The following is a 23,032-nucleotide window of genomic DNA, read 5'->3' as shown; positions in this document are numbered from 1 at the left end:
GCATGTCATGAAATTGAAACATTTGCGGATGAATCCGACACTCGACGGCTTGAGGTGAGCCCGAGGCGATAGCTGGACCCGCAAGCGAATGCAAGCGCGCTCAGGACGGACGGCAGAGCGTTGGCAGACACTCCCACAGCCCGCAAAAAGCACAAAGCCCGCGCGAAGCGGGCTTTGTGACATACATACCAGGCGGGAGCCGCGCGCGGCGGCCGGGCCAGCTATCGGTTGCCAGACGCTCGCGGGCGAGCGCTGGACTTTACACGTTGAACAGGAAATTCATCACGTCGCCGTCGTGCACGACATATTCCTTGCCTTCGGCGCGCATCTTGCCGGCTTCTTTCGCGCCTTGCTCGCCCTTATAGGCGATGTAGTCGTTAAAAGAAATGGTCTGCGCGCGAATGAAGCCGCGCTCGAAGTCCGTGTGGATCGCGCCCGCAGCTTGCGGCGCCGTGTCGCCGACATGAATGGTCCATGCGCGCACTTCCTTCACGCCAGCCGTGAAGTAGGTTTGCAGGCCGAGCAGCTTGAAGCCGGCGCGAATCACGCGGTTCAGGCCCGGCTCTTCCATGCCCATGTCGGCGAGGAACACTTCCATATCCGCTTCTTCGAGGTCGGCGATTTCTGCTTCGATTGCCGCGCAGACGGCGACCACCGGTGCGTTTTCCGACGCTGCGAACTTCGCAACCGCGTCCAGATGCGGATTATTCGTGAAGCCGTCTTCCTTCACATTCGCGACGTACATGGTCGGCTTCGCCGTGATCAGGCAGAACGGCTTGAGCGTTGCCTTTTCTTCGTCCGACAGATCGAGCGCGCGGACCGGCTTGGCCTGATCCAGTTGAGCGCGCACCTTTTCGAGCACGGCGGCGTTCTTGATGGCTTCCTTGTCGTTGCCCGACTTGGCGGCCTTCGAATAACGCGCGAGCGCCTTTTCGACCGTTGCGAGGTCGGCGAGCGCCAATTCGGTGTTGATGACTTCGATATCCGACAGCGGATCGATCTTGTTGGCGACGTGAATCACGTTCTCGTCTTCGAAGCAGCGGACAACGTGCGTGATCGCATCGGTTTCGCGGATGTTCGCGAGAAACTGGTTGCCGAGGCCTTCGCCCTTGCTCGCGCCCGCCACCAGACCGGCGATGTCCACGAATTCGACGACCGCAGGCAGAATGCGCTCGGGCTTGACGATTTCGGCAAGCGCCTTCAGGCGCGCGTCCGGCACTTCGACAATGCCGACGTTCGGCTCGATCGTGCAGAACGGATAGTTCTCGGCAGCGATGCCCGCCTTGGTCAGCGCGTTGAACAGAGTGGACTTGCCGACGTTAGGCAAGCCGACGATGCCGCATTTGAGGCTCATGGAAATCCTTCAGTGATTCAGTAAATTGCGTGATGCGCTCGACGCTGTGTGCAGGATTCGGGAAGCCTTCGCGTTTGGCGGCAAAGGGAAACGCAGCGGAGCGGGACGCGACACCAGAGCGGGCGTTGCCTCGACGATTCTGGGCGAGTTTTGTCACGGAAAACGTAATTGTAACCCGTTCCAATCGGCTTCTTGACGTGGCTTCAGAAAGCTGCGCGCCCGGTCCGTCCCCCGCAACCCCGCAGCTATAATGCGCGGATGAACGCACACCATCAGACTTTCGATGCCGCCGTGATCGGCGGCGGGTTGGTCGGCAAGACCGCGGCGCTTGCGCTCACGCAAGGCGGACTGCGCGTTGCGCTGCTCGCGCAGCCCTGCGCGTCGCTGCCCGCCGGCGCTTCGTTCGACTCGCGGGTGTATGCGTTGTCGTCGAGTTCTCAGGCGTTGCTCGAACGCTTGCGCGTCTGGCAGGCACTCGACCTGGCGCGGCTCGGTCCCGTCTACGACATGCGCGTCTTCGGCGACGCCCACGCCGAGTTGCATTTCTCCGCGTTTCAGGCTTCGGTGCCGCAACTGGCGTGGATCGTCGAGTCGTCGGTGATCGAGCGCGCGCTCGATGCGGCGCTGCGCTTCCAGCCGAACCTCACGTGGATCGACAGCCGCGCCCAGGCGCTCGATTTCACCGCCGACAGCGCGAGCGTCGGTCTCGCGAACGGCAGCGTGCTCGCGGCGGATCTGCTGGTCGGCGCGGACGGCGCGCATTCGTGGGTGCGCGCTCAGATCGGCTCGAAGATGAACCGGCGCGACTACCGGCAGACCGGCGTCGTCGCGAACTTCAAGGCCGAGAAACCGCACGGCGAGACCGCTTATCAATGGTTCAAAGACGGCGAAATCATCGCGCTGCTGCCGATGCCTGACGGTCACGTGTCGCTCGTGTGGTCGGCGCGCACGGAGCACGCCGAGCGACTGATCGCGCTCGATCCGGCCCAGCTCGCAGCAGAAGTGGAGCGCGTCACGGGGCGCCAGCTTGGCGGCCTCGACTGCGTGACGCCGGCACAAGGCTTTCCGCTCGCGCTGCAAACCGTGGACCGCCTGGTGGCGCCGCGCGTCGCGCTGGTCGGCGACGCCGCGCATCTGATCCACCCGCTCGCGGGGCAGGGCATGAACCTCGGTTTGCGCGACGTTGCCGCGCTTGCCGATACCGTCGCGGCCAAGGAGTCGTTTCGCGATCTCGGCGACATGGTGCTGCTGCGGCGCTACGAACGCGCGCGCCGCGAAGACATTCGTGCACTGATGATCGCCACCGACGGCCTGCAGAAACTTTTCTCCGTGCCCGGCCCGTTGGCCAAAATCGTGCGCAATAGCGGCATGGCCTTCGTCGGCGCACAGCCGTTCATCAAGCGCTGGCTCGTGTCGGCCGCGCTCGGCTGAAAGGCGGACTGCAACCCCGCTTCAACCCGGCTTCAACTCGGCGCGGCATGCCGCGTCGGTGAGACAGGTATCATGAACGCACAGATGCCGCTGCCTCCCCAAGCAAAGGAAGGGCAACGGCATGAACGCCCAACGCGCGCAACGCGCGATTGAACCAGGAATTCAGCATGAAAAAAACCTTCCGCATGGCGGCCGCCATGCTCGCGATTGCCGCTGTCACCATCGGCTGCTCCGCGCAAGCCGATCAGGCCACCGACAAACTCAAGGCCACACTGCAAACGCGTCTCGCGGACGTGACGATCAAGAGCGTGACCAAGTCGCCGATTGCCGGCCTGTATGAAGTGAACCTCGGCAGCCAGATTGTCTACAGCGACGCCAGCGGCGACTACGTGCTGCTCGGCGATATGGTCGACACGAAGACGCGCAAGAATCTGACCGAAGCGCGCCTGTCGGAAACCAACCGCATCGACTTCGCGAGTCTGCCGTTCGCCAACGCGGTGAAGGTGGTGAAGGGCAACGGCTCGCGCAAGATCGCGGTGTTCTCCGACCCGAACTGCCCGTATTGCAAGCAGCTCGAAACCACGCTGAAGTCGATCGACAACGTGACGGTTTACACGTTCCTGTACCCGGTTTTGTCGCCGGATTCGACCGCCAAGTCGAAGTCGATCTGGTGCTCGACCGATCGCGCGAAGGCGTGGGAGTCGTGGATGCAGGACCATCAGGCGCCCACGGCCGCCGGCACTTGCGACACTGCCGCGATCGACAAAAATCTCGCGCTCGGGCATGCGATGAACGTGGAAGGCACGCCTACCGTATTCCTCGCCGACGGCCGCCGCCTGCCGGGCGCGGTGCCGGCCGACCGGCTCGACAAGGAAATGGCAGCGGTGCACTGACACACGCGGCACATATCAACAGAAGGAGGCGCACATGGCGCCTCCTTTCGCATCAAGCCCTCAACATTCCGCCAAAACCATCCAATCGCCGCCGATGAAGCCGATCCGCTACACCATCGTTCCCAAGCAACCCGCCGCCCATCTGTTCGAAGTCACCGTAACCGTCGCCGATCCCGATCCGGCCGGCCAGCGTTTCATGCTGCCGGTATGGATTCCGGGCAGCTACATGGTGCGTGAGTTCGGGCGCAACATCGTCACGCTGCGCGCCTTCAACGATGCGGGCCGCAAGGTGCGTGTCGAGAAAACCGACAAGCACACGTGGCAGGCCGCCCCGGTGAAGGGCGCGCTGACGCTGCGCTACGAGGTCTATGCCTGGGATCTGTCGGTGCGCGCGGCGCACCTGGACGACACCACGGGTTTTTTCAACGGCACGAGCGTGTTTCTGTCACCGCTCGGTCACGAGGAGGCGCAGTGCGTGGTCGATATCCAGAAACCGGAGGGCGCGGCGTATCGCAACTGGCGCGTCGCGACGGCGCTGCCAGAAGCGCGCGGCACGAAGCGTTACGGCTTCGGGGAATATCGCGCGCAGAACTACGATGAGCTGATCGATCATCCGGTCACGCTCGGCAAATTCGAATTGGCGACGTTCAACGCGCACGGTGTGCCGCACGATGTTGTGATTGCGGGGCGCGTGATCGGGCTGGACATGGCGCGGCTCAGCGCCGACTTGAAGCGCATTTGCGAAGCGCAAATCGCGCTCTTCGAGCCGAAGTCGAAGAAAGCGCCTGTGGATCGCTATGTGTTCATGACGCAAGCCGTCACCGACGGTTATGGCGGGCTCGAACACCGCGCGTCGACGGCGCTGATCTGCAATCGCGGCGATCTGCCCGTACAAGGCCGCGACGCGCTCACGGAAGGCTATCGGACGTACCTCGGTCTGTGCAGCCACGAATACTTTCACACGTGGAACGTGAAGCGGATCAAGCCCGCGGTCTTTGCGCCGTATGACCTTTCCGTCGAGAACTATACGTCGCTGCTGTGGCTGTTCGAAGGCTTCACCTCTTACTACGACGACCTGATTCTCGTGCGCAGCGGCCTGATTTCAGTCGACGATTATCTCGGCATGCTCGGCAAGGTGATCGGCGGCGTGCAGCGCGGCAGCGGGCGTCTGAAGCAGAGCGTCGCGGAAAGCTCGTTCGACGCGTGGGTCAAATACTACCGGCAGGACGAGAACGCGCCGAATGCAATCGTCAGCTATTACACGAAGGGCTCGCTCGTTGCGCTCGCGTTCGATCTGACGATCCGCGCGCAGACCAACAATAGGAAGTCGCTCGACGACGTGATGCGTCTGCTCTGGCAGCGCTTCGGCCGCGATTTTTACCGCGGCAAGCCGGTGGGCGTCGACGAAAGCGAGGTCGAAGCGCTGTTTGCCGAAGCGACCGGCGTGCACCTGGGCGAGCTGTTTGCGCAAGCGGTGCATGGCACGCGAGACTTGCCGCTCGAAACACTGCTCGAACCGTTCGGCGTCACGCTCGCGCCGGAAGCCGACAAGAGCGGCAAACCGTCGCTCGGCGCGCGGGTGCGCGGCGGCGCCGAATGTACGCTGACGGCCGTGCATGAAGGTAGCGCCGCGCAGAAAGCGGGGCTCTCCGCCGGCGACGTGCTGATCGCGCTCGACGGCCTGCGCGTGACGGGCTCGAATCTCGACACATTACTAGGACGTTATCAGGCGGGAGCCAAAGTGGAAGTTCACGCATTTCGCCGCGATGAGCTGCGCACCGCGCAGCTCAAGCTGGAGGGGCCAGAAGTGTCGCGCTACAAACTCACCGTCAGCGACCAGCGATCCGCCCCGCGTAAGGCGCGCGAGCGCTGGCTGACAAGCGGATCGTAATCCGCACCGACGTCAATTGACGTCGCCGGGCGGCGGATTGTTCTACCACTGCAACAATCCGTCGCTGCCGGATGGCTTTTTCCCGGATCGGTAAAAAAACACAATGGCTCCACTCGCGCAACACAGCGCGCCCCCCACTGGAGTCAACCATGACCACGATCCTGCAAATCAACTCGGCAGCCCGCTCGCAAGGCGCGAACTCGACGCTGCTTCTCAACGAGCTGACCGAAAAGCTGCAACAGTCGAATCCGGGCGCGCAAGTCGTCGTCCGTAACCTGCAAGCCGAACCGCTGCCGCACCTGGACGACGCCATCCTGGGCGCGTTCTTCACGCCGGCTGACCAGCGTACCGCCGAGCAAGCCGCGATCGCCGCGCGCAGCGAAGCGCTGATCGCCGAACTGCAAGCCGCCGACATCGTCGTGATCGGCGCGCCGATGTACAACTTCGGAATCTCGTCGCAACTGAAGACTTACTTCGACTTCATCGCCCGCGCCGGCATCACGTTCCGCTACACCGCTAACGGTCCCGAAGGTCTCGTGACGGGCAAGAAGGTCTACGTCGTATCCGCTCGCGGCGGCAAGTATGCGGGCACGCCGAACGACAGCCAGACGCCGTATCTGAAGAGCTTCCTTGGTTTCCTCGGCATGACGGATGTCAACTTCATCTACGCCGAAGGTTTGAATATGGGCCCGGACGCAGCGGGCGCGGCGCTGGCTGCGGCGCGCGAAGCGATCGCGGCTGCTTGAGATCGCAGTTGACGTTTGCTGCTTAGGCTCGCACGTTAAGCCGATCGCGCCGCTTCCCGTGGCGCGTATTCGCGCCGCTTGCCGCGCCAAAGGCTGGCTGCGTTAACGCATCGAGCGGACAAGCATCGCAAGCATTGAAAACTGAAACGCCACGGAGTTAGATTCCGTGGCGTTTTTGTTTTTTGCCCGCTGTTGCCCGCTGATTCTGCTCCGGTTTGCAGACAGGCATGCCGTTAAGCCAGCATTTGCGCTTCGTCGGGCAGGCGCCAGTCGATCGGTTTGCGGCCATGCTCGACGAGATACTCGTTAGCCTTCGCGAAATGTCCGCAGCCGAGAAAGCCGCGATGCGCCGACAGCGGCGAAGGATGAGGCGCTTCCAGCACGTAATGTGACTTGCCGCCGAGTAGCGCGCGCTTCGCCTGCGCATGTGCCCCCCACAGCATGAACACCAGACCGTCGTGACGCATCGCGAGTTCGTGAATCAGCGTGTCCGTGCATTTTTCCCAGCCGCGCTTCGCGTGGCTGGCGGCTGAGTCGCGCTCCACGGTCAGCACCGTGTTCAGCAGCAGCACGCCTTGCTTCGCCCACGTGTCGAGGCAACCGTGACGGGGCGGCTCGTGGCCGAGACTTGCGGCGATTTCCTTGAAGATGTTGCGCAGCGACGGCGGCGTGCGCACGTTCGGGGCGACTGAAAATGCGAGCCCGTGAGCTTGCGGCGTGCCGCGGTCTTCGCCGTGATACGGGTCCTGGCCGAGAATCACGACCTTCACTTCATCGGGGCTCGTAAGCCGCAGCGCGCGGAACACGTCGGCGGGATAAACAGTTTTGCCCGCCGCACGCTCACCGTCGACGAAACGGCAGAGCGGCGCGTACGCGTCGCTTTCAACGAAGGGCTTCAGGTGCGCTCGCCATTCGGCCGGCAGCGCGGCGAACTGCGCTTCTAGCGTGGGCGGCGTGTCGGGTGCTTGACGGGATTGCGGCTGTCTCTCGGCAGAGATAGAACCGGCCGGGGCCACGGCGTCGCCGAATAACGATGCCTGTGATGGCGCTGAGCGAGGGCGGGATGCAGTAGTCATGGCGCAGAAGTGTCGCAGCAAACGCGGTGTGACTCAAGCCGAGGCGGCGCGCACCGTAGGCTCTGAAAACGCGCGGCGATGACGCGACCCACGCTCAGCCCGCCCGCAGTTGATACCCGCGCTGTGCCTTGCTGATGTTCTCGGGCGCGAGGCCGGAGATCTGCTTGCCGAGTTCGCTCGAGAGCGCGTGCAGCGCGGCTTCGTCGCCGGACTTCAGTTCGAGTTCGATTTCCGAAATAGGCGCGCGGCGCAATTCGCCGTTCACTTTGGCCAGCACGTTGCCCTGGTCGATTGCGGCTTCGACTTCCGAGCCGTCGACGCTCACTTGCCACAGCGTGCGCGTGAAGTCCGTGCGAAACAGTTCGATCAATTGCGGCGCTGCTTCGCGCAACGCTTGCGCGGCGGTCGGCTCGTCGCATTCGCGCAGCAACGCGTCAATTTCGAGCGCCTCGCCCGCGACGGGCATTTCCCATTCGTGACGGCTATGCAAACCGTTTGCCGCACTGCCTACCGTCTTGAACGTTTGCAGCCAGCCGTCGGGTGTATGGCGCAGGCGGAGCGCACTTTTTGAAGCTGCCAATGTGAGTTGCGGTGTGTCGAAGTAGATATTCGACAGCTTGATCGCGCGGCCTTCGTTGCCGGTGCGCGCGACGAACCACTGCGCGGCCGCTTTCACTTGCGCGGCCGGCAGCAGCAACTTGATCTCGCGTTCCATGGCCATGTTGTGCTCCGCTATCTGGGCGCTAGATGCGCTGCGGCGTCTTCACGCCGCGCCTGGAAAGAACATGCGGGCAAGCTCCACGCCCGGCTCGTCCGCGCGCATGAATGCCTCGCCGACGAGGAACGTATTCACGTCCATCGCGCGCAGCCTTTCGACATCGGCGCGCGACAGAATGCCCGATTCGGTGACCACGATGCGGTCGTCGGGAATCGCTTCGAGCATGCCGATGGTGGTTTCAATCGACGTCTCAAAAGTGCGCAGATTGCGATTGTTGACGCCGATCAGCGGCGTTTTTAGCGTGAGCGCCTGCATCAGCTCGTCGCTGTCATGCACTTCGACGAGCACCGCGAGGCCAAGCGAATGCGCGAGCGCTTCGAGGTCCTGCATCTGGGAGGTTTCAAGCGCGGCGGCAATCAGCAGAATCGCGTCGGCGCCCATCGCGCGTGCTTCGACGATCTGATAAGGATCGACGATGAAGTCTTTGCGCAGCACCGGCAACTGGCACGCGGCGCGCGCCTGTTCCAGATACGCGACGCTGCCCTGGAAGAACTGCACGTCGGTCAATACGGACAGACAGGCCGCGCCGTGCGTTTCATACGAACGCGCGATTTGCGCAGGGACGAAGTTCTCGCGCAGGACGCCTTTGGACGGACTCGCTTTCTTCACCTCTGCGATCACCGCGGCGAGTCCGGCTGCATGCTTTGCACGCAAAGCGCCGACGAAATCGCGAATATCGCGCGAGGACGCTTCGAGGCGCAGCTCTTCGAGCGGCGCGCTTTGTTCGGCTGCGCGGACTTCTTCGCGTTTGACCGCGATGATACGGTCGAGGATGTCGCTCATAAGAATCTCGCTACGTTGGTTGCTACCTGATTAGTGCTTGAATTGCTGCGTGAAGCGGATCAGTTCGTCGACTTTTGCTCGAGCCTTGCCGCTGGCGATGGCTTCGCGTGCAAGCTCGATGCCGTTAGCAATCGACGACGCCACGTTCGCCGAATACAGCGCCGTGCCCGCGTTCAACGTGACGATCTCGCGCGCGACGCCCGGTTTGTTATCGAGCGCTTCGAGCAGCATCGCTTTCGATTCCGTGGCGTCCGCTACTTTCAGCGTTCGATTGGACACCATCTGCATGCCGAAGTCTTCCGGATGAATCTCGTACTCGCGGACTTCGCCGTCGCGTAACTCGCCGACTTGCGTGGCCGCCCCGAGCGACACTTCGTCCATGCCGTCCATACCGTACACCACGAGCACGTGCTTTGCGCCCAGGCGCTGCATCACGCGAACCTGAATGCCGACCAGGTCCGCATGGAACACGCCCATCAGTTGATTCGGCGCGCCGGCCGGATTCGTGAGCGGACCCAGAATGTTAAAGATGGTCCGCACGCCGAGTTCACGGCGCACCGGCGCGATGTTTTTCATCGCCGGATGATGATTCGGCGCGAACATGAAACCCATGCCGGTTTCGGCAATCGAAGCCGCCACTTGTTCCGGCTGCAGGTCGATATTCACGCCGAGCGCTTCGAGCACGTCCGCGCTGCCCGACTTGCTCGAGACGCCGCGATTGCCGTGCTTCGCGACTTTCGCGCCGGCTGCGGCGGACACGAACATTGTCGCCGTGGAGATGTTGAAGGTATGCGAACCGTCGCCGCCGGTGCCGACGATATCGACGAAGTTCGAGTTGTCCTGCACCTCCACGTGCCGGGCAAATTCACGCATCACCGTGGCGGCGGCGGTGATTTCGCCGATGGTCTCTTTTTTGACGCGCAAGCCTGTAATGATCGCGGCGGCCATGACCGGCGAAAGTTCGCCGCGCATGATGAGCCGCATCAGATGCAGCATTTCGTCGTGGAAAATCTCGCGGTGCTCGATGGTCCGTTGCAGCGCTTCTTGCGGCGTGATTGTCATGATGTCGTCTCGCTTCATCAGGCGGTGCGTTGGGCCGGCTTCGTTTTTGACTGCTTCACGAAGTTTTCGAGCAGCGCGTGGCCGTGTTCGGAAAGAATCGATTCCGGATGGAACTGCACGCCTTCGACGGCCAGTTCCTTGTGACGCACGCCCATGATTTCGCCGTCTTCGGTCCATGCCGACACCTCGAGACAGTCGGGCAGCGATTCACGTTCTATCGCAAGCGAGTGGTAGCGCGTCACGACGAAATGTTTCGGCAGATCCGCGAACACGCCTTTGCAATCGGTCTCGATCGTGCTGACCTTGCCGTGCATGATGGTTTGCGCGCGCACGACGCGGCCGCCGAACGCTTCGCCGATCGCCTGATGGCCGAGGCACACGCCGAGAATCGGCGTCTTGCCGGAGAACTCGCGCAGCACGTCGAGCGTGATGCCGGCGTGTTGCGGATTGCTCGGGCCGGGCGACAGGCAGATGCGCTCGGGGTTGAGTTTCGCGATTTCGTCGAGCGTGATTTCGTCGTTCCGATAGGTGCGCACGTCTTCGCCGAGTTCGCCGAAGTACTGCACCAGGTTGTAAGTGAACGAGTCGTAGTTGTCGATCATGAGCAGCATGGTGTGTCTCCGGTCAGAAGTCGCTATCGAGGCCGTCTTGGACCTGCTCGGCCGCGCGCAACACGGCGCGCGCCTTGTTCTCGGTCTCTTGCCATTCGGATTCCGGCACCGAATCCGCGACGACACCCGCTGCCGCCTGCACATACAGATTGCCGTTCGCGATCACGCCGGTGCGGATCGTGATTGCCAGATCCATTTCGCCGGTGAACGACAGATAGCCGACTGCGCCACCGTAGAGGCCGCGCTTCACGGGTTCGAGCTCGTCGATCAATTCCATTGCGCGAACTTTCGGCGCGCCCGACAGCGTGCCGGCCGGGAAGGTGGCGCGGAGCACGTCGAAATTGGTCGTGCCGGGCTTCAGCTTGCCTTCAACCGAACTCACGATGTGCTGCACGTGCGAGTACTTTTCGATCACCATCTTGTCGGTTACGACCACCGAGCCGATCTGCGCGATGCGGCCTACGTCGTTGCGCGCGAGGTCGATCAGCATGACGTGCTCGGCGACTTCCTTCGGGTCGTTCAGCAGTTCGGTGGCGAGCTCGGCGTCGCGTTCGGGCGTGTTGCCGCGCGGACGCGTGCCGGCGAGCGGACGAATCGTGACGATACGATCTTCGCCGCGCTTTTCCTGGCGCACGAGAATTTCCGGCGACGCACCCACCACGTGGAAGTCGCCGAAATTGTAGTAGTACATGTACGGCGACGGGTTCAGCGAACGCAGCGCGCGATACAGCGACAGCGGGTTGTCGCGATACGGTTTCGTCAGACGTTGACCGACCTGCACCTGCATCAGTTCGCCCGCGGCGATGTATTCCTTCGCTTTGCGCACGGCGGTCAGGTAATCGTCTTTCGCAAACTCGCGGTACGTCTCGGTGCGCACACTCGCCGAGGTGACCGGCGGCTCGACTGTTGCGCGCAAACGCTGACGCAGTTCGCGCAGGCGCTGCTTCGCCTTCGTGTACGCCTCGGGCTGCGTCGGGTCGGCGTAGATCACGAGGTACAGCTTGCCCGCGAGGTTGTCGATCACCGCGACTTCTTCGGTCAGCAGCAACTGGATGTCCGGCAGATTCAGATCGTCTTTCGGCGCGGTATGAGCGAGCTTTTTCTCGATGTAGCGCACCGCGTCGTAGCCGAAATAACCGGCGAGGCCGCCGGCGAAACGCGGCAAGCCGGGCCGCTGCGCGACCTTGAAACGGCCCTGGAATTGCTGGATGAACTCTAGCGGATCGCCCTCGTGCGTTTCGACAACCTTGCCGTCGCGCACCACTTCCGACACGCCGTTACGGGTGCGCAGCAGCGTGCGCGCCGGCAGACCGATAAACGAATAGCGGCCAAAGCGCTCGCCACCCACTACCGACTCCAGCAGGAACGAGTTCGCGCCGTTGCGCTCGGGCTGCGCGAGCTTCAGATACAGCGAGAGCGGCGTTTCGAGGTCGGCGAGCGCTTCGGCGATCAGCGGAATGCGGTTGAAGCCCTCGTTGGCGAGGGACTGAAATTCGAGTTCGGTCATGTTCCGATCCTGTACGTAGGTCCGGCGGCAGCGTGCGTCGGACAAAGCGGGGCATTGCGCGGCCGGTCAGGCGTTCGTGCGTTTTTTCGATGATGAACCGACCGGCGCGATTTTCCCATCGACGCGAGCACGGAGTTCTAGCCACAGACGTACCTTGTGGGTACACGCAGGCGGAATCAGCCGATGCAGCGAAACAAAACGATGGAAAAACGCGTGAGCGCAGTGAAGTAAAAAACGGTTGCCGAAGACGAGCTTCAGCGTACCTCAGGCGAGGTTAGCGCGACCAGCGACGCCAGGGCCAGGCTCCCCGGTCGATGCTAATCAGACTCCGTTTTTTATTCAGAAACATGAGGATGAAGGACTTTTCAAGTCGTGGATTGGTGCGCTGCGATCGCCTTGGCGGCGCCCAGCAGCGAGGCAACTATACCATCGGATTTTATTGTTTGTATAGCTTGCCCATGGTTGTAGCCATAGGGGACGGTGAGCGTCGCCATGCCTGCCGCGCGGCCCGCAAGCGCGTCGTTTTCCGAATCGCCGATGGCGACCGTGGCGCGCGGTTCCACTCCGAGTTGCGCTGCGGCCGTGAGCATGGGCAGCGGGTCCGGCTTCTTCTTCGGCAGACTGTCGCCGCCGAGGACGACGCTGAAATATTGTGCGAGCCCATATTGCTGCAGCAGTTCGAGCGCGAAGCGATGCGGCTTGTTGGTCACGCACGCGAGCTTCAGACCGGCGTCGCGCATCGCGGCGAGGCCGGCTTCCACATCTGGATAAACGCGCGTGTGCAGGCCGTTGATCTTCGCGTACTCGGCCTGATAAATGGCAAGCGCTTCGTCGAAACGGTCTTGCGCGTGCTCCGCTTCGAAGCGCGGCGCCAGCACGCTGCGGATCAGATGCTCGGAGCCTTTGCCGACGTAGCCGACCACTTCTTCACGCGAGGTTTCAACTGCGTCGAGTTGCGCGAGCATGCCGTTCAGGCCGGCGGTGAAGTCGTCGGCGGTGTCGATCATCGTGCCATCAAGGTCGATGATCGCGGCTTGCAGGCGCGGGCCGTTGAAAGTCGGGGCGGGGAACGGAGCAGTCATGTGGCGCGGTTGTCAGTGCTGAATGTTGGCGAGCGCGGCGCGCATCTTGTCGATCACGACCTTGTGATCCGGCTGGCCGAAGATCGCCGAGCCAGCCACGAAGGTATCCGCGCCTGCGGCCGCAATTTCGGCGATGTTGTCCACTTTCACGCCGCCGTCCACTTCCAGGTGAATCTCGCGGCCGGTGCGCTCCTTGTACGCGTTGATACGCTTGCGCGCTTCGCGAAGCTTGTTCAGCGCTTCGGGAATGAACGACTGGCCGCCGAATCCCGGGTTCACCGACATGATCAGCACGAGGTCGAGCTTGTCCATCACGTGATCGAGATAGTTCAGCGAAGTGGCGGGGTTGAACACGAGGCCCGCCTTGCAGCCGTGATCGCGAATCAGCGACAGCGTGCGGTCGATGTGGTCCGAGCCTTCCGGGTGGAAGCTGATCAGATTCGCGCCCGCCTTCGCGAAGTCCGGCACGATGCGGTCGACGGGGCGTACCATCAGATGCACGTCGATGGGCACGTCCACATGCGGACGGATGGCCTCGCACACGAGCGGACCGATGGTCAGGTTCGGCACGTAGTGGTTGTCCATCACGTCGAAATGAATCCAGTCGGCGCCGGCGGCGACGACATTGCGCACTTCTTCGCCGAGGCGGGCGAAGTCGGCGGACAGAATGCTGGGGGCGATTCGGAATTGCGTCATGGCGGCGGGCGGATGCAAGCGGGAAACCGTCATTTTACCGTTTTGTGCTGCGCACGCGCGAAGCGGCGGCGGGTGCCCGAACGATGCGCAGCGCAGCCTCGGGTTTGAGCCGCGAGGACGACAAAACGCCTTAAGCGTCCTTGGCCAAAGGATATGTCCGGTTGCGGGCGTGTCGCGCATGACGCAGAATGCCAAACCATGGCGCTGCGTCGCCAATGGCCGCTTAAGTCATTGGCACTCGGGCTTTCCAGCGATTTTGTCGCCCCGTGTCACCAGATTGGAATCAGGATGAGCCAGTACGAATTCAGCGTGGCGTCGCAGGTGCAATTCCTGCCCGAAGAGTCGGACCCGGAGCGCCGCCAGTACGCGTTCGCCTATACGCTGACCATCCGCAACACCGGTCAGGTGCCCGCGCAATTGATCGCGCGGCATTGGGTGATCACGGATAGCGACAAGACCGTGCAGGAAGTGAAGGGTCTGGGCGTGGTTGGGCACCAGCCGTTGCTCAAACCCGGCGAGCAGTTCGAATATACGAGTTGGGCGGTCATTGCCACGCCGGTCGGCACGATGCGCGGGGAATATTTCTGCGTGGCCGAGGACGGTGAGCGTTTCGACGCGCCCGTGCCGGAGTTCATTCTGCGCATGCCGCGCACATTGCATTGAACCGTGAGCGCGGTCCACGGTCTTTAACGGTTCTATGCGCGCCGTGGAATGCGTGAACCGGCGCCGCTCAGTGCGGTTGTTGCGGCTTCTGTGTTTCCTTGCTGCTGGGTGTTTCCTGGCTGCTGGCGCGTGCCGCTTTCTTTTTACCAGACGACGTCCACACGACGATGAACACGAGCAGGAACAGCGCGAGAAGCGATTCCAGCGCGAAGATGAGCATTGGGTATTCGTCGAACAGATCAGACATGGCGGTTTCCATCAAGAACGAACATTGTAGGCGTTTTGTCCGCGCGACCGGAGCCTGGCTCAGCGCGCTTTCAGTTGCGGCAATACTGGCCGCTTGCGGTGGCGGCGGCGCGGTTCGGCCTGTGGTTTCGCCGCCCACGGGCGCGGCGATCATTCCTGGCCAGATCGCCGCGACGCGACTCACGGCGGTGGCTTGGCAGCAGGTCCCCGGCTGGCAGGACGATTCGCTGATCGGCGCAACAGCCGCTTTGCGGCAGAACTGCGTGAGGCTTGCGCGTCAAGCGAACTGGGCGCGGGCATGCGCGGCGGCGGCGCAACTCGACGATCTCGACGCCACTAGCGCCCGCGCATTCTTTGAAGCGTATTTCACGCCTTTTCAGCTAGCGAATAACGACGGCACGCTCGACGGACTCGTCACCGGTTACTACGAGCCGTTGCTGCGCGGCTCGCGCACGCGCCACGGCGTGTATCAAACGGCGCTGTATCGCTGGCCTTCCAGCTATCGCCCTGGCGCGGCGATGCCGCCGCGGGCCCAGCTCGAACGCATGGGCGTGCTCAACGGCAATGAACTCGTGTGGGTGGACGACCCGATCGAAGCGTTCTTCCTGCAAGTGCAGGGCTCCGGGCGCATCGTGATGGAAGACGGTAGTGTGATGCGCCTCGGCTTTGGCGGCACCAACAACCAGCCGTATAAATCCATCGGACGGTGGCTGCTGGATCGCGGCGAACTCACACCCGCGCAGGCCACCATGCAAGGCATCAAGGCATGGGCGCGCGCGAACCCGACTCGCGTGGATGCGCTGCTCGATACGAACCCGCGCTTCGTGTTTTTCCGCGAGATGCCGTCAGGAGAGAACGTGCCGAAAGGCGGCGCCGATGGTCCTATCGGCGCGTTGGGTGTGCCGCTGACGCCGGAGCGCTCGATTGCCGTCGATCCGACTTCGATTCCTCTCGGTACACCGGTGTTTTTGCAGACCACGCGCCCGCTGACGAACTCGCCGATGAACCGTCTCGTGTTTGCGCAGGACACCGGCTCCGCGATCAAGGGCGGAGTGCGCGCAGACTACTTCTGGGGTCTCGGCGACGACGCCGGTGATCTCGCCGGCAAGATGAAGCAGGGCGGCCGGATGTGGTTGTTGCTGCCGAATTCTTGACCTGGGCTACGGGGCGCGAGGCGTGGCGGAGGTGGCGTATGTGGCGCATGTGGCGCATGTGGCGCATGTGGCGCATGTGGCGGTCGTGCGGCGGCCCGGCTGACCGCCGCTTTTACCGCCGCGTAGCCTCGCGGTGTCCCCCGGCCTCGGCTCAAAGCCCCGACTTGCGCTTGTCGACTACCCGGCGGGCCTTGCCCACCGACCGTTCAATCCCGTTCACCGCAAGCACATTCACCACGGCGCTGACGCCGATCAACGCTTTGATGTCATAGGCCAGCGCCTGCTTAGCCGTGTTCAGCGCGGACGTATCCGGCGCCGTTTCCGGGCAAGGCTCCACGTTCAGTGTCAAAACGTCGAGCGGGCCTTCCCTGGTTAGTACGATCTGATAGTGAGGCGCAAGAGCGTGTTGCTTCAGCAGCAGTTCCTCGATCTGCGTGGGAAACACGTTGACCCCGCGCACGATCATCATGTCGTCTGAGCGGCCGGTGATCTTTTCCATGCGACGCATGGTGCGCGCGCTGCCCGGCAAAAGGCGCGTGAGGTCGCGCGTCCGGTAACGGATGATCGGCAAAGCTTCCTTGGTCAGCGACGTGAACACCAGTTCGCCCAGTTCGCCGTCCGGAAGCACCTCGCCGGTTTCGGGATCAATGATTTCCGGGTAGAAATGATCTTCCCAGATGGTCGGGCCGTCTTTCGTCTCGACGCATTCCGACGCCACGCCGGGGCCCATCACTTCCGACAAGCCGTAGATGTCGACAGCGTCGATGCCCATGCGCTTTTCGATTGCGTGACGCATGTCGTTGGTCCACGGCTCCGCGCCGAAAATGCCGATACGGAGCGAACAATTGGCCGGGTCGACGCCCTGGCGTTCGAGTTCGTCGGCGATCGAGAGCATGTAGCTCGGCGTCACCATGATGATGTCGGGCCGGAAGTCCTGGATCAGTTGCACCTGTTTTTCCGTCTGCCCGCCGCCGAACGGGATGACGGTAAGGCCCGCGCGCTCCGCGCCGTAGTGGGCGCCGAGGCCGCCCGTGAACAGACCGTAACCGTAGCTCACATGAACCTTGTCGCCGGGTTTGGCGCCGGCGGCGCGAATTGAACGCGCAACCAGATTTGCCCATGTGTCGATGTCGCGAGCGGTGTAGCCCACCACGGTGGGCTTGCCGGTCGTGCCCGACGAAGCATGAATGCGCGAGATTCGGTCTTGCGGCACGGCGAACATTCCGAACGGATAGCTGTCACGCAAATCTTTTTTCGTCGTGAACGGGAAGCGGGCGAGGTCCGCAAGCGTGGTCAGTTCGCTCGGGTGAATGCCGGCTTCGTCGAACTTGCGACGATAGACCGGCGAGTTTTCGTACGCGTGGTTCAGCGACCATTTGAGCCGTTCAAGTTGAAGCGCGCATAGCTCGTCGCGGCTGGCGGTCTCGATCGGATCGAGCGGAAGGGCGGTGGTCATCGAATGTCTCCTTGCTGCTTCAATGCTTGGGTCTGATATGCGTTGTGCTCACGCGCGAAGCTTGGTGCGGCGGTGCGGCGTTCGCCGGCTGGCCCCTCTGCGGTGGCTCGGTTACCGGTGTCACCGCTCAAAGGTGCTGCGACTCACGAGTCTCGCGGGGAGCGCCTGGCGTGCGCCTCTTTGTCTGTCGTGTCGACGCTCCAGCGCCTTACTCCCGTGACGTCGCTGCCGTGCCGGACGCTATCGGCGGGATCACACTACCTTTGATTTGCGCCGATTTGCCGCGAAACATCGCGACTGTATCGCCCGCGCGATTGGTTACGCGAATATCGTAAATTCCCGTGCGCCCGTTCAATGTCTGCTCGACCGCCTCTGCGGTGAGCACGTCGCCACCATGCACGGGGCGCAGAAACTCGATTGAGCAGCCGGACGCGACCGTGTTCAGGTTGTACGAGTTGCAGGCAAACGCAAAGGTCGAATCAGCGAGGGTAAATATCAGGCCGCCATGGCAGATCTGATGACCATTCAGGAAGTCGTCGCGTACGGCCATGCGCAAACGCGCATAGCCGGCGCGCACTTCCATGATTTCGAGACCGAGCGCGCGGCTGCACGCATCGTTTTCGTACATCGCGGCGGCGGTTGCACGGGCGAGTTCGTCGGGCGTCATTTCGGCGGGATACAAAGGTTGCGTCGACATATCAGCGGCCCTCGAAACGCGGTGCGCGTTTTTCGACAAAGGCTTGCACGCCCTCTGCGTAGTCGTGCGAGGAACCCAGTTCACGTTGCAGATCGCGTTCGAGATCCAGTTGCTGATCGAGCGTTTGGGTTGCGCCGGCGCGCATGGCCTGCTTGATTGCGGCGATGGCGCGCGTGGGTTGCTGCGCGAGTTGCGCCGCCAGTTTGGCGGCAGTTCCCGCGAGTTCCTGATCGTCGACCGCTTGCCAGATGAGTCCCCAGCTTTCGGCTTTTTCCGCGCTGAGTTTGTCGCCGGTGATGGCGAGCCCTAATGCGCGTGCCATGCCGACCCGCTGCGGCAGGAACCACGTGCCGCCCGAATCCGGCACGAGGCCGATCTTTACGAAAGCCTGGATAAAGCTGGCCGAACGGGCCGCGAGCACGATGTCGCAAGCGAGCGCGAGGTTTGCACCGGCGCCCGCGGCCGTCCCGTTGACTGCCGCTATTACGGGCAACGGCAATGCTTGCAGACGGCGGATCAACGGGTTGAAATGCAAGTCGATCAATTCGCCCAGATCGGTCATCGCGCCGGGCGTGAAGTCCAGGTCGGCGAGGTCTTGTCCCGCGCAGAATCCGCGCCCCGAGCCGGTCAGAACAAGAGCGCGGGCACCGGACGTTTCGACCTCGCTGAGCGCCGCGTTCAACTCCTGATGCATCGCGCGCGTGAAGCTGTTCAGCTTGTCCGGGCGGTTCAACGTGATGGTTGCTACGCGGCTCGATGCGTCGATGTCGAGGCCGATCGCTTCATATGACATTGGGTGTCTCCTCAAAGTCTCTTTTCGCCGGACTGCAGCGCTTATGCGAGAGGTTAGAGCCGTTCGATTACGAGCGCGATGCCTTGGCCGACGCCGATGCACATCGTGCAAAGCGCAAATCGGCCGTTGCTGCGTTCCAGCTGGTACAGCGCGGTCGTGACAAGGCGCGCGCCCGATGCGCCGAGCGGATGGCCGAGCGCAATTGCTCCCCCGTTGGGATTGACGCGCGGGTCGTCGTCGCGCAGACCGAGCATGCGCAGAACCGCGAGGCCTTGCGACGCGAACGCCTCGTTCAGCTCGATCACGTCCAATTGATCGAGCGTCATACCGAGTTGCTTGAGCAGCTTTTGCGTGGCCGGTGCCGGCCCAATGCCCATGATGCGCGGTTCCACGCCCGCCGTTGCCATGCCCACCACACGTGCGCGGCGGCGCAGGCCATATTGGTCGGCGGCTTGTTGATTGGCGATGAGCAGTGCGCAAGCGCCGTCATTCACTCCCGACGCATTGCCTGCGGTCACACTGCCGTCCGGACGGACGACGCCCTTGAGCCTGGCCAGGCTTTCGAGCGAAGTTTCACGCGGATGTTCGTCGAGCGTCACACGAATCGCATCGCCCTTTTTCTGTGCGATTTCAACGCCGACGATCTCCTGCGCCAGCGTACCGTCGCGTTGCGCGCGGGCCGCCTTTTGCTGGCTGGCCAACGCGAACGCGTCCTGATCGGCACGGCTGATCCCAAACTGCACAGCCACGTTCTCCGCGGTCTCAGGCATTGAATCTACGCCGTACTGGCGTTTCATTAACGGATTGACGAAACGCCAGCCAATCGTCGTATCGTAGATTTCCGCTTGCCGCGCGAAAGCGCTCGCCGCCTTGCCCATGACGAACGGCGCGCGAGTCATGCTTTCGACACCGCCGGCGATCATCAGTCGCGCTTCACCTGCCTTGATGGCGCGCGCGGCTGTTCCGACGGCGTCCATGCCAGAGCCGCACAGCCGGTTGATCGTCGCGCCGGGCGCGTCTGCAGGCAGCCCCGCGAGCAGCGCCGACATGCGAGCGACATTGCGATTGTCTTCGCCGGCCTGATTGGCGCAGCCGTAGATCACGTCGTCCACGGCATGCCAGTCCACGCCGGGATTACGCTCGATCAATGCCTTGATCGGCACGGCGCCGAGGTTGTCGGCCCGGACGTCTTTCAGGGCGCCGCCATAGCGGCCAATGGGAGTGCGAATCGCGTCGCAGATAAAGGCGTCGTTCATATAGTTCCTGCTGGGAGGACCGGCGGGTGGGCCGATCCGATGTCTCATGTTAGTTGGCGCGCACGGCGTGGTCCATTCGGCCAAACGGCATAGGACGAGAGCCGTGCTTCTGTCTTATGACGTTCAGCCAGCTACCGCCGGCGCGGCTTTCGGTTCAACATGAACGCGGCTCTGAATTACACGGAAGCGATTGGCGACGAAGGCGGCATCGGCGAGCGCCGCGTTCGCAGCCGGATTCGCACCGGTGCCATGAAAGTCAGAGAAGGCTGCCGACTGGTTGACGAACACACCGCCCGTCAAATTGATTGATAGCGCGACGCCGCCGCGGATCGACGCCTCGTGCGCCTCGTCGAGCACGGCTTCGTCGGTGCTGTATACCGACAGGGTAAGTGCGCCGTGCTTGGCTGCGATGTCACCGGCGAGATCGAGCGAGTGAGCGGTCGAGTCGGTCGCGATAACGAACGATATCGGGCCGAACCATTCCTTGGTGAACTGCTCGCGGTCGGTTGCGGCGTCGAGTTGCAGCACGAGTGGAGTGCGTACGCGGGCACCCGGGAAAGCCGGGTGCTCGAGCGCCTGGCTTTCGACCAGCGCGCAGCCGAGCCCGGCGGCTTCGTCAATGCGCTGGGCGACGCCTTCGTTCTGAATGGCGCCCAGCAGTTCCACGGCACGGGCCGGGTCGGCAACCAGTTTCTGCACGGCGCCGGCGATGGCCTGCGCGACTTCGTCGAACGTGAGCGTGCCGTCCGCAGTCCGGATGCCGCCGCGCGGCACGTAGATGTTCTGCGGTGCGGTACACATCTGGCCGGAGTAGAGCGCGAGTGAGAAGGCGATGTTGCGAGCCACGGCTTTGATGTCGTCGGCCGAATCGATCACGATCTGATTCACGCCGGCTTTCTCGGTGTAGACCTGCGCCTGATGCGCATTGCGTTCGAGCCACGTGCCGTTTTGCGTGCTGCCGGTGAAATCGATCAGCTTGATCTCCGGATGCACGGCGAGGCTCTGGACGATCGCGCCGTCGTTCGGTTCGGTTGCCAGCAGCGTGACGACGTTTGGATCGAACCCGGCTTCACGTAGAACGTCGCGCGCAATTCGCACGGTCACGGCGAGCGGCAGAATCGCGCCGGGATGTGGCTTGACGATCACGGCGTTGCCAGTCGCGAGGTCGGCGAACAGGCCCGGATAGCCGTTCCACGTCGGGAAGGTGCAGCAGCCGAGGACGAGGGCGGTGCCTCGCGGTACGATCGTGTAGCGCTTGTGCATGGCGAGCGGCGGGTTCTTGCCTTGCGGTTTTTCCCAGTGGGCGTCGGCGGGGATGCGACGCAACTGGTCCCACGCGTACACGACGGCTTCGAGCGCCCGGTCCTGCGCGTGCGGGCCCCCAGCCTGGAAGGCCATCATGAAGGCCTGGCCGGTTGTGTGCATCACGCTATAGCCGATCTCGAAGCTGGCTCGATTCAACCGCGCGAGAATTTCGAGCGATACGCCGATCCAGGCTTGCGGGCCCGCGGCGCGCCACTCGCGTTGCGCGGTCGCGGCGGCTGCGAGCAGGGCGCCGGGATCTGATTTGGGGTAACGAATGCCGAGCGGAAACCCGAACGGCGATACCTCGGCGCCAACGGATTCTCCGGTGGACGGCTGATCTAACTCGAAGGTGGCGTTCAGATGCGCTTTGAATGCGGCTTCACCGTCCGCGTTGGCTGTTTCCCCGTACACTTTCGGACTGGGCATTTCAACGAAAGGGCTCCAGTAACCGCGCGTCTCGACCGCGGCGAGCGCCTTTTGCAGCGTGTCTTCGTGCTTGGTGAATAACGGATGTGTCATGGCAGAGGGCGTGGCTGTACGTTGGGGAAAAGCCTGTCGAATAATTGACCGACCGGTTGGTTGGGGAATGTTAGCATTATTAGGATGGCGGCGCGAAGCGTTTTCGCGTTCGATTAACCACTAGGAGGCGGCATGGCTTACGAGAACATTCTGGTCGAAACGCGGGGGCGGGTGGGCCTCGTCACGTTGAATCGTCCGAAGGCATTGAACGCTTTGAACGATGCTTTGATGGACGAACTTGGGGCGGCGCTGCGCGAGTTCGACGCGGACGACGCGATCGGCGCGATCGTGTTGACGGGCAGCGAAAAGGCGTTCGCGGCGGGCGCCGACATTGGGATGATGTCGACCTACACGTATATGGACGTGTACAAAGGCGACTACATCACGCGCAACTGGGAGACGGTTCGCTCCATTCGTAAGCCGATCATTGCAGCGGTCGCGGGGTTTGCACTTGGCGGCGGCTGCGAACTGGCGATGATGTGCGACATGATCTTCGCTGCAGACACGGCGAAGTTCGGCCAGCCGGAAATCAAGCTAGGCATCATGCCAGGTGCTGGTGGCACGCAGCGCCTGCCGCGCGCAGTCTCCAAGGCCAAGGCAATGGACCTGTGCTTGACGGCGCGTTTCATGGATGCCGCTGAAGCCGAGCGCGCAGGATTGGTGTCGCGCGTCATTCCCGCCGCGTCTTTGATAGACGAATCGATCGCCGCCGCCGCGACGATCGCGGAGTTTCCGCTGCCGGCAGTCATGATGGTGAAGGAGTCGGTCAATCGGGCATACGAAACGACGCTTGCAGAAGGCGTGCATTTCGAGCGTCGCCTCTTCCATTCGCTCTTTGCCACGGAAGATCAAAAGGAGGGGATGGCGGCGTTCGTGGAAAAGCGCAAACCGGCTTTTAAGCACCGTTAATATGCTTGTCAAAATAACGCTTGCAAGGCGCTGGTCGGCTCGCTAGAATCTCGCTCTTTCGTGCTCCGGACGCCGGGGCACGGGAAGCGGGAGAGCCAGCAGTGGCAAGGCTTCCAGCGGTCGC

22 protein-coding genes are annotated in these 23,032 nt (G+C 62.8%); 7 read left to right on the top strand and 15 right to left on the bottom strand.

Annotated features, from left to right (window positions below; all coding sequences use genetic code 11):
• Positions 1-259 precede the first annotated feature (259 nt).
• Positions 260-1,354, bottom strand: coding sequence for a redox-regulated ATPase YchF (ychF, locus tag JMY24_RS29320; RefSeq protein WP_128595887.1), 1,095 nt, complete (start codon positions 1,352-1,354; stop codon positions 260-262).
• A 258-nt stretch (positions 1,355-1,612) separates the two neighbouring features.
• On the opposite strand from ychF, the gene JMY24_RS29315 reads away from it, so the two are divergent.
• The 4 genes from JMY24_RS29315 (at position 1,613) to JMY24_RS29300 (ending at position 6,315) form a co-directional block, all read left to right on the top strand.
• Positions 1,613-2,785, top strand: coding sequence for a UbiH/UbiF family hydroxylase (locus JMY24_RS29315; RefSeq protein WP_201703392.1), 1,173 nt, complete (start codon positions 1,613-1,615; stop codon positions 2,783-2,785).
• A gap of 167 nt (positions 2,786-2,952) precedes the next feature.
• Positions 2,953-3,678, top strand: coding sequence for a DsbC family protein (locus JMY24_RS29310; protein ID WP_128585917.1), 726 nt, complete (start codon positions 2,953-2,955; stop codon positions 3,676-3,678).
• Between the two features lie 94 nt (positions 3,679-3,772).
• Positions 3,773-5,569: a M61 family metallopeptidase gene (locus JMY24_RS29305; RefSeq protein ID WP_201703417.1), complete on the top strand. Its 1,797-nt coding sequence runs from the start codon at positions 3,773-3,775 to the stop codon at positions 5,567-5,569.
• Positions 5,570-5,718: 149 nt separating this feature from the next.
• Complete coding sequence (locus tag JMY24_RS29300; protein WP_128585918.1) at positions 5,719-6,315, top strand: FMN-dependent NADH-azoreductase; 597 nt, start codon at positions 5,719-5,721, stop codon at positions 6,313-6,315.
• A gap of 233 nt (positions 6,316-6,548) precedes the next feature.
• Here JMY24_RS29300 and JMY24_RS29295 read toward each other — a convergent pair whose 3' ends face one another.
• The 8 genes from JMY24_RS29295 to rpe form a co-directional block, all read right to left on the bottom strand.
• Entirely contained in the window at positions 6,549-7,391 is an 843-nt protein-coding gene (locus tag JMY24_RS29295; protein ID WP_128595883.1) for a uracil-DNA glycosylase, read from the bottom strand.
• A 94-nt stretch (positions 7,392-7,485) separates the two neighbouring features.
• On the bottom strand, positions 7,486-8,112 hold the full coding sequence (locus JMY24_RS29290) for a CYTH domain-containing protein (RefSeq protein WP_128595882.1): 627 nt from the start codon (positions 8,110-8,112) through the stop codon (positions 7,486-7,488).
• A 42-nt stretch (positions 8,113-8,154) separates the two neighbouring features.
• Positions 8,155-8,952, bottom strand: coding sequence for an indole-3-glycerol phosphate synthase TrpC (gene trpC, locus JMY24_RS29285; RefSeq protein WP_128585921.1), 798 nt, complete (start codon positions 8,950-8,952; stop codon positions 8,155-8,157).
• Between the two features lie 30 nt (positions 8,953-8,982).
• Positions 8,983-10,014, bottom strand: a complete 1,032-nt coding sequence (gene trpD, locus JMY24_RS29280) for an anthranilate phosphoribosyltransferase (protein WP_027779424.1) — start codon at positions 10,012-10,014, stop codon at positions 8,983-8,985.
• Between the two features lie 17 nt (positions 10,015-10,031).
• Positions 10,032-10,625 carry an aminodeoxychorismate/anthranilate synthase component II gene (locus JMY24_RS29275; protein WP_128585923.1) on the bottom strand — a complete coding sequence of 198 codons (594 nt, stop codon included), beginning with the start codon at positions 10,623-10,625 and terminating at the stop codon, positions 10,032-10,034.
• A 13-nt stretch (positions 10,626-10,638) separates the two neighbouring features.
• A complete protein-coding gene (gene trpE / locus JMY24_RS29270; protein ID WP_128595880.1) occupies positions 10,639-12,132 on the bottom strand; it encodes an anthranilate synthase component I in 1,494 nt (497 codons plus the stop codon).
• A 365-nt stretch (positions 12,133-12,497) separates the two neighbouring features.
• Positions 12,498-13,214 carry a phosphoglycolate phosphatase gene (locus tag JMY24_RS29265; RefSeq protein ID WP_128595879.1) on the bottom strand — a complete coding sequence of 239 codons (717 nt, stop codon included), beginning with the start codon at positions 13,212-13,214 and terminating at the stop codon, positions 12,498-12,500.
• Between the two features lie 12 nt (positions 13,215-13,226).
• Positions 13,227-13,910, bottom strand: coding sequence for a ribulose-phosphate 3-epimerase (rpe, locus tag JMY24_RS29260; protein WP_027779421.1), 684 nt, complete (start codon positions 13,908-13,910; stop codon positions 13,227-13,229).
• 288 nt (positions 13,911-14,198) lie between these two features.
• Here rpe and apaG point away from each other — a divergent pair, with 288 nt between their 5' ends.
• Positions 14,199-14,573, top strand: coding sequence for a Co2+/Mg2+ efflux protein ApaG (gene apaG / locus JMY24_RS29255; protein ID WP_128585926.1), 375 nt, complete (start codon positions 14,199-14,201; stop codon positions 14,571-14,573).
• Between the two features lie 67 nt (positions 14,574-14,640).
• Here the strand turns inward: apaG and JMY24_RS29250 are convergent, their stop codons facing one another.
• Positions 14,641-14,820 (bottom strand): hypothetical protein, encoded by a 180-nt coding sequence (locus JMY24_RS29250; RefSeq protein ID WP_128585927.1) that lies wholly within the window; start codon positions 14,818-14,820, stop codon positions 14,641-14,643.
• On the opposite strand from JMY24_RS29250, the gene mltA reads away from it, so the two are divergent.
• Positions 14,741-15,973, top strand: coding sequence for a murein transglycosylase A (gene mltA, locus JMY24_RS29245; RefSeq protein ID WP_128585928.1), 1,233 nt, complete (start codon positions 14,741-14,743; stop codon positions 15,971-15,973). The two genes, JMY24_RS29250 and mltA, sit on opposite strands and share 80 nt — an antisense overlap.
• Before the next feature lie 151 nt (positions 15,974-16,124).
• Here the strand turns inward: mltA and paaK are convergent, their stop codons facing one another.
• The 5 genes from paaK to paaN all read right to left on the bottom strand — a co-directional run bounded on the left by paaK (position 16,125) and on the right by paaN (position 21,999).
• Entirely contained in the window at positions 16,125-17,429 is a 1,305-nt protein-coding gene (gene paaK, locus JMY24_RS29240; RefSeq protein WP_128585929.1) for a phenylacetate--CoA ligase PaaK, read from the bottom strand.
• 208 nt (positions 17,430-17,637) lie between these two features.
• Positions 17,638-18,126, bottom strand: a complete 489-nt coding sequence (gene paaI, locus JMY24_RS29235; RefSeq protein ID WP_128585930.1) for a hydroxyphenylacetyl-CoA thioesterase PaaI — start codon at positions 18,124-18,126, stop codon at positions 17,638-17,640.
• A 1-nt stretch (position 18,127) separates the two neighbouring features.
• Positions 18,128-18,919, bottom strand: a complete 792-nt coding sequence (gene paaG / locus JMY24_RS29230; protein ID WP_128595878.1) for a 2-(1,2-epoxy-1,2-dihydrophenyl)acetyl-CoA isomerase PaaG — start codon at positions 18,917-18,919, stop codon at positions 18,128-18,130.
• A gap of 53 nt (positions 18,920-18,972) precedes the next feature.
• A complete protein-coding gene (gene pcaF / locus JMY24_RS29225; RefSeq protein WP_201703391.1) occupies positions 18,973-20,175 on the bottom strand; it encodes a 3-oxoadipyl-CoA thiolase in 1,203 nt (400 codons plus the stop codon).
• 123 nt (positions 20,176-20,298) lie between these two features.
• A complete protein-coding gene (gene paaN, locus JMY24_RS29220; RefSeq protein ID WP_128595877.1) occupies positions 20,299-21,999 on the bottom strand; it encodes a phenylacetic acid degradation protein PaaN in 1,701 nt (566 codons plus the stop codon).
• A gap of 132 nt (positions 22,000-22,131) precedes the next feature.
• On the opposite strand from paaN, the gene JMY24_RS29215 reads away from it, so the two are divergent.
• Positions 22,132-22,908: an enoyl-CoA hydratase gene (locus tag JMY24_RS29215; RefSeq protein WP_128585933.1), complete on the top strand. Its 777-nt coding sequence runs from the start codon at positions 22,132-22,134 to the stop codon at positions 22,906-22,908.
• Positions 22,909-23,032 lie beyond the last annotated feature (124 nt).

It is taken from the genome of Paraburkholderia kirstenboschensis, from assembly GCF_904848585.1.
Taxonomy (GTDB): Bacteria; Pseudomonadota; Gammaproteobacteria; order Burkholderiales; family Burkholderiaceae; genus Paraburkholderia; species Paraburkholderia kirstenboschensis.
The sequence above is the reverse complement of the archived record's forward strand: the minus strand, read 5'-3'. Positions and strand labels throughout refer to the sequence as shown.

Coding starts and splice junctions, on each gene's coding strand:
- ychF (WP_128595887.1), bottom strand. CDS start 1,354: ATGAGCCTCAAATGCGGCATCGTCGGCTTGCCTAACGTCGGCAAGTCC.
- JMY24_RS29315 (WP_201703392.1), top strand. CDS start 1,613: ATGAACGCACACCATCAGACTTTCGATGCCGCCGTGATCGGCGGCGGG.
- JMY24_RS29310 (WP_128585917.1), top strand. CDS start 2,953: ATGAAAAAAACCTTCCGCATGGCGGCCGCCATGCTCGCGATTGCCGCT.
- JMY24_RS29305 (WP_201703417.1), top strand. CDS start 3,773: ATGAAGCCGATCCGCTACACCATCGTTCCCAAGCAACCCGCCGCCCAT.
- JMY24_RS29300 (WP_128585918.1), top strand. CDS start 5,719: ATGACCACGATCCTGCAAATCAACTCGGCAGCCCGCTCGCAAGGCGCG.
- JMY24_RS29295 (WP_128595883.1), bottom strand. CDS start 7,391: ATGACTACTGCATCCCGCCCTCGCTCAGCGCCATCACAGGCATCGTTA.
- JMY24_RS29290 (WP_128595882.1), bottom strand. CDS start 8,112: ATGGCCATGGAACGCGAGATCAAGTTGCTGCTGCCGGCCGCGCAAGTG.
- trpC (WP_128585921.1), bottom strand. CDS start 8,952: ATGAGCGACATCCTCGACCGTATCATCGCGGTCAAACGCGAAGAAGTC.
- trpD (WP_027779424.1), bottom strand. CDS start 10,014: ATGACAATCACGCCGCAAGAAGCGCTGCAACGGACCATCGAGCACCGC.
- JMY24_RS29275 (WP_128585923.1), bottom strand. CDS start 10,625: ATGCTGCTCATGATCGACAACTACGACTCGTTCACTTACAACCTGGTG.
- trpE (WP_128595880.1), bottom strand. CDS start 12,132: ATGACCGAACTCGAATTTCAGTCCCTCGCCAACGAGGGCTTCAACCGC.
- JMY24_RS29265 (WP_128595879.1), bottom strand. CDS start 13,214: ATGACTGCTCCGTTCCCCGCCCCGACTTTCAACGGCCCGCGCCTGCAA.
- rpe (WP_027779421.1), bottom strand. CDS start 13,910: ATGACGCAATTCCGAATCGCCCCCAGCATTCTGTCCGCCGACTTCGCC.
- apaG (WP_128585926.1), top strand. CDS start 14,199: ATGAGCCAGTACGAATTCAGCGTGGCGTCGCAGGTGCAATTCCTGCCC.
- mltA (WP_128585928.1), top strand. CDS start 14,741: ATGAACACGAGCAGGAACAGCGCGAGAAGCGATTCCAGCGCGAAGATG.
- JMY24_RS29250 (WP_128585927.1), bottom strand. CDS start 14,820: ATGTCTGATCTGTTCGACGAATACCCAATGCTCATCTTCGCGCTGGAA.
- paaK (WP_128585929.1), bottom strand. CDS start 17,429: ATGACCACCGCCCTTCCGCTCGATCCGATCGAGACCGCCAGCCGCGAC.
- paaI (WP_128585930.1), bottom strand. CDS start 18,126: ATGTCGACGCAACCTTTGTATCCCGCCGAAATGACGCCCGACGAACTC.
- paaG (WP_128595878.1), bottom strand. CDS start 18,919: ATGTCATATGAAGCGATCGGCCTCGACATCGACGCATCGAGCCGCGTA.
- pcaF (WP_201703391.1), bottom strand. CDS start 20,175: ATGAACGACGCCTTTATCTGCGACGCGATTCGCACTCCCATTGGCCGC.
- paaN (WP_128595877.1), bottom strand. CDS start 21,999: ATGACACATCCGTTATTCACCAAGCACGAAGACACGCTGCAAAAGGCG.
- JMY24_RS29215 (WP_128585933.1), top strand. CDS start 22,132: ATGGCTTACGAGAACATTCTGGTCGAAACGCGGGGGCGGGTGGGCCTC.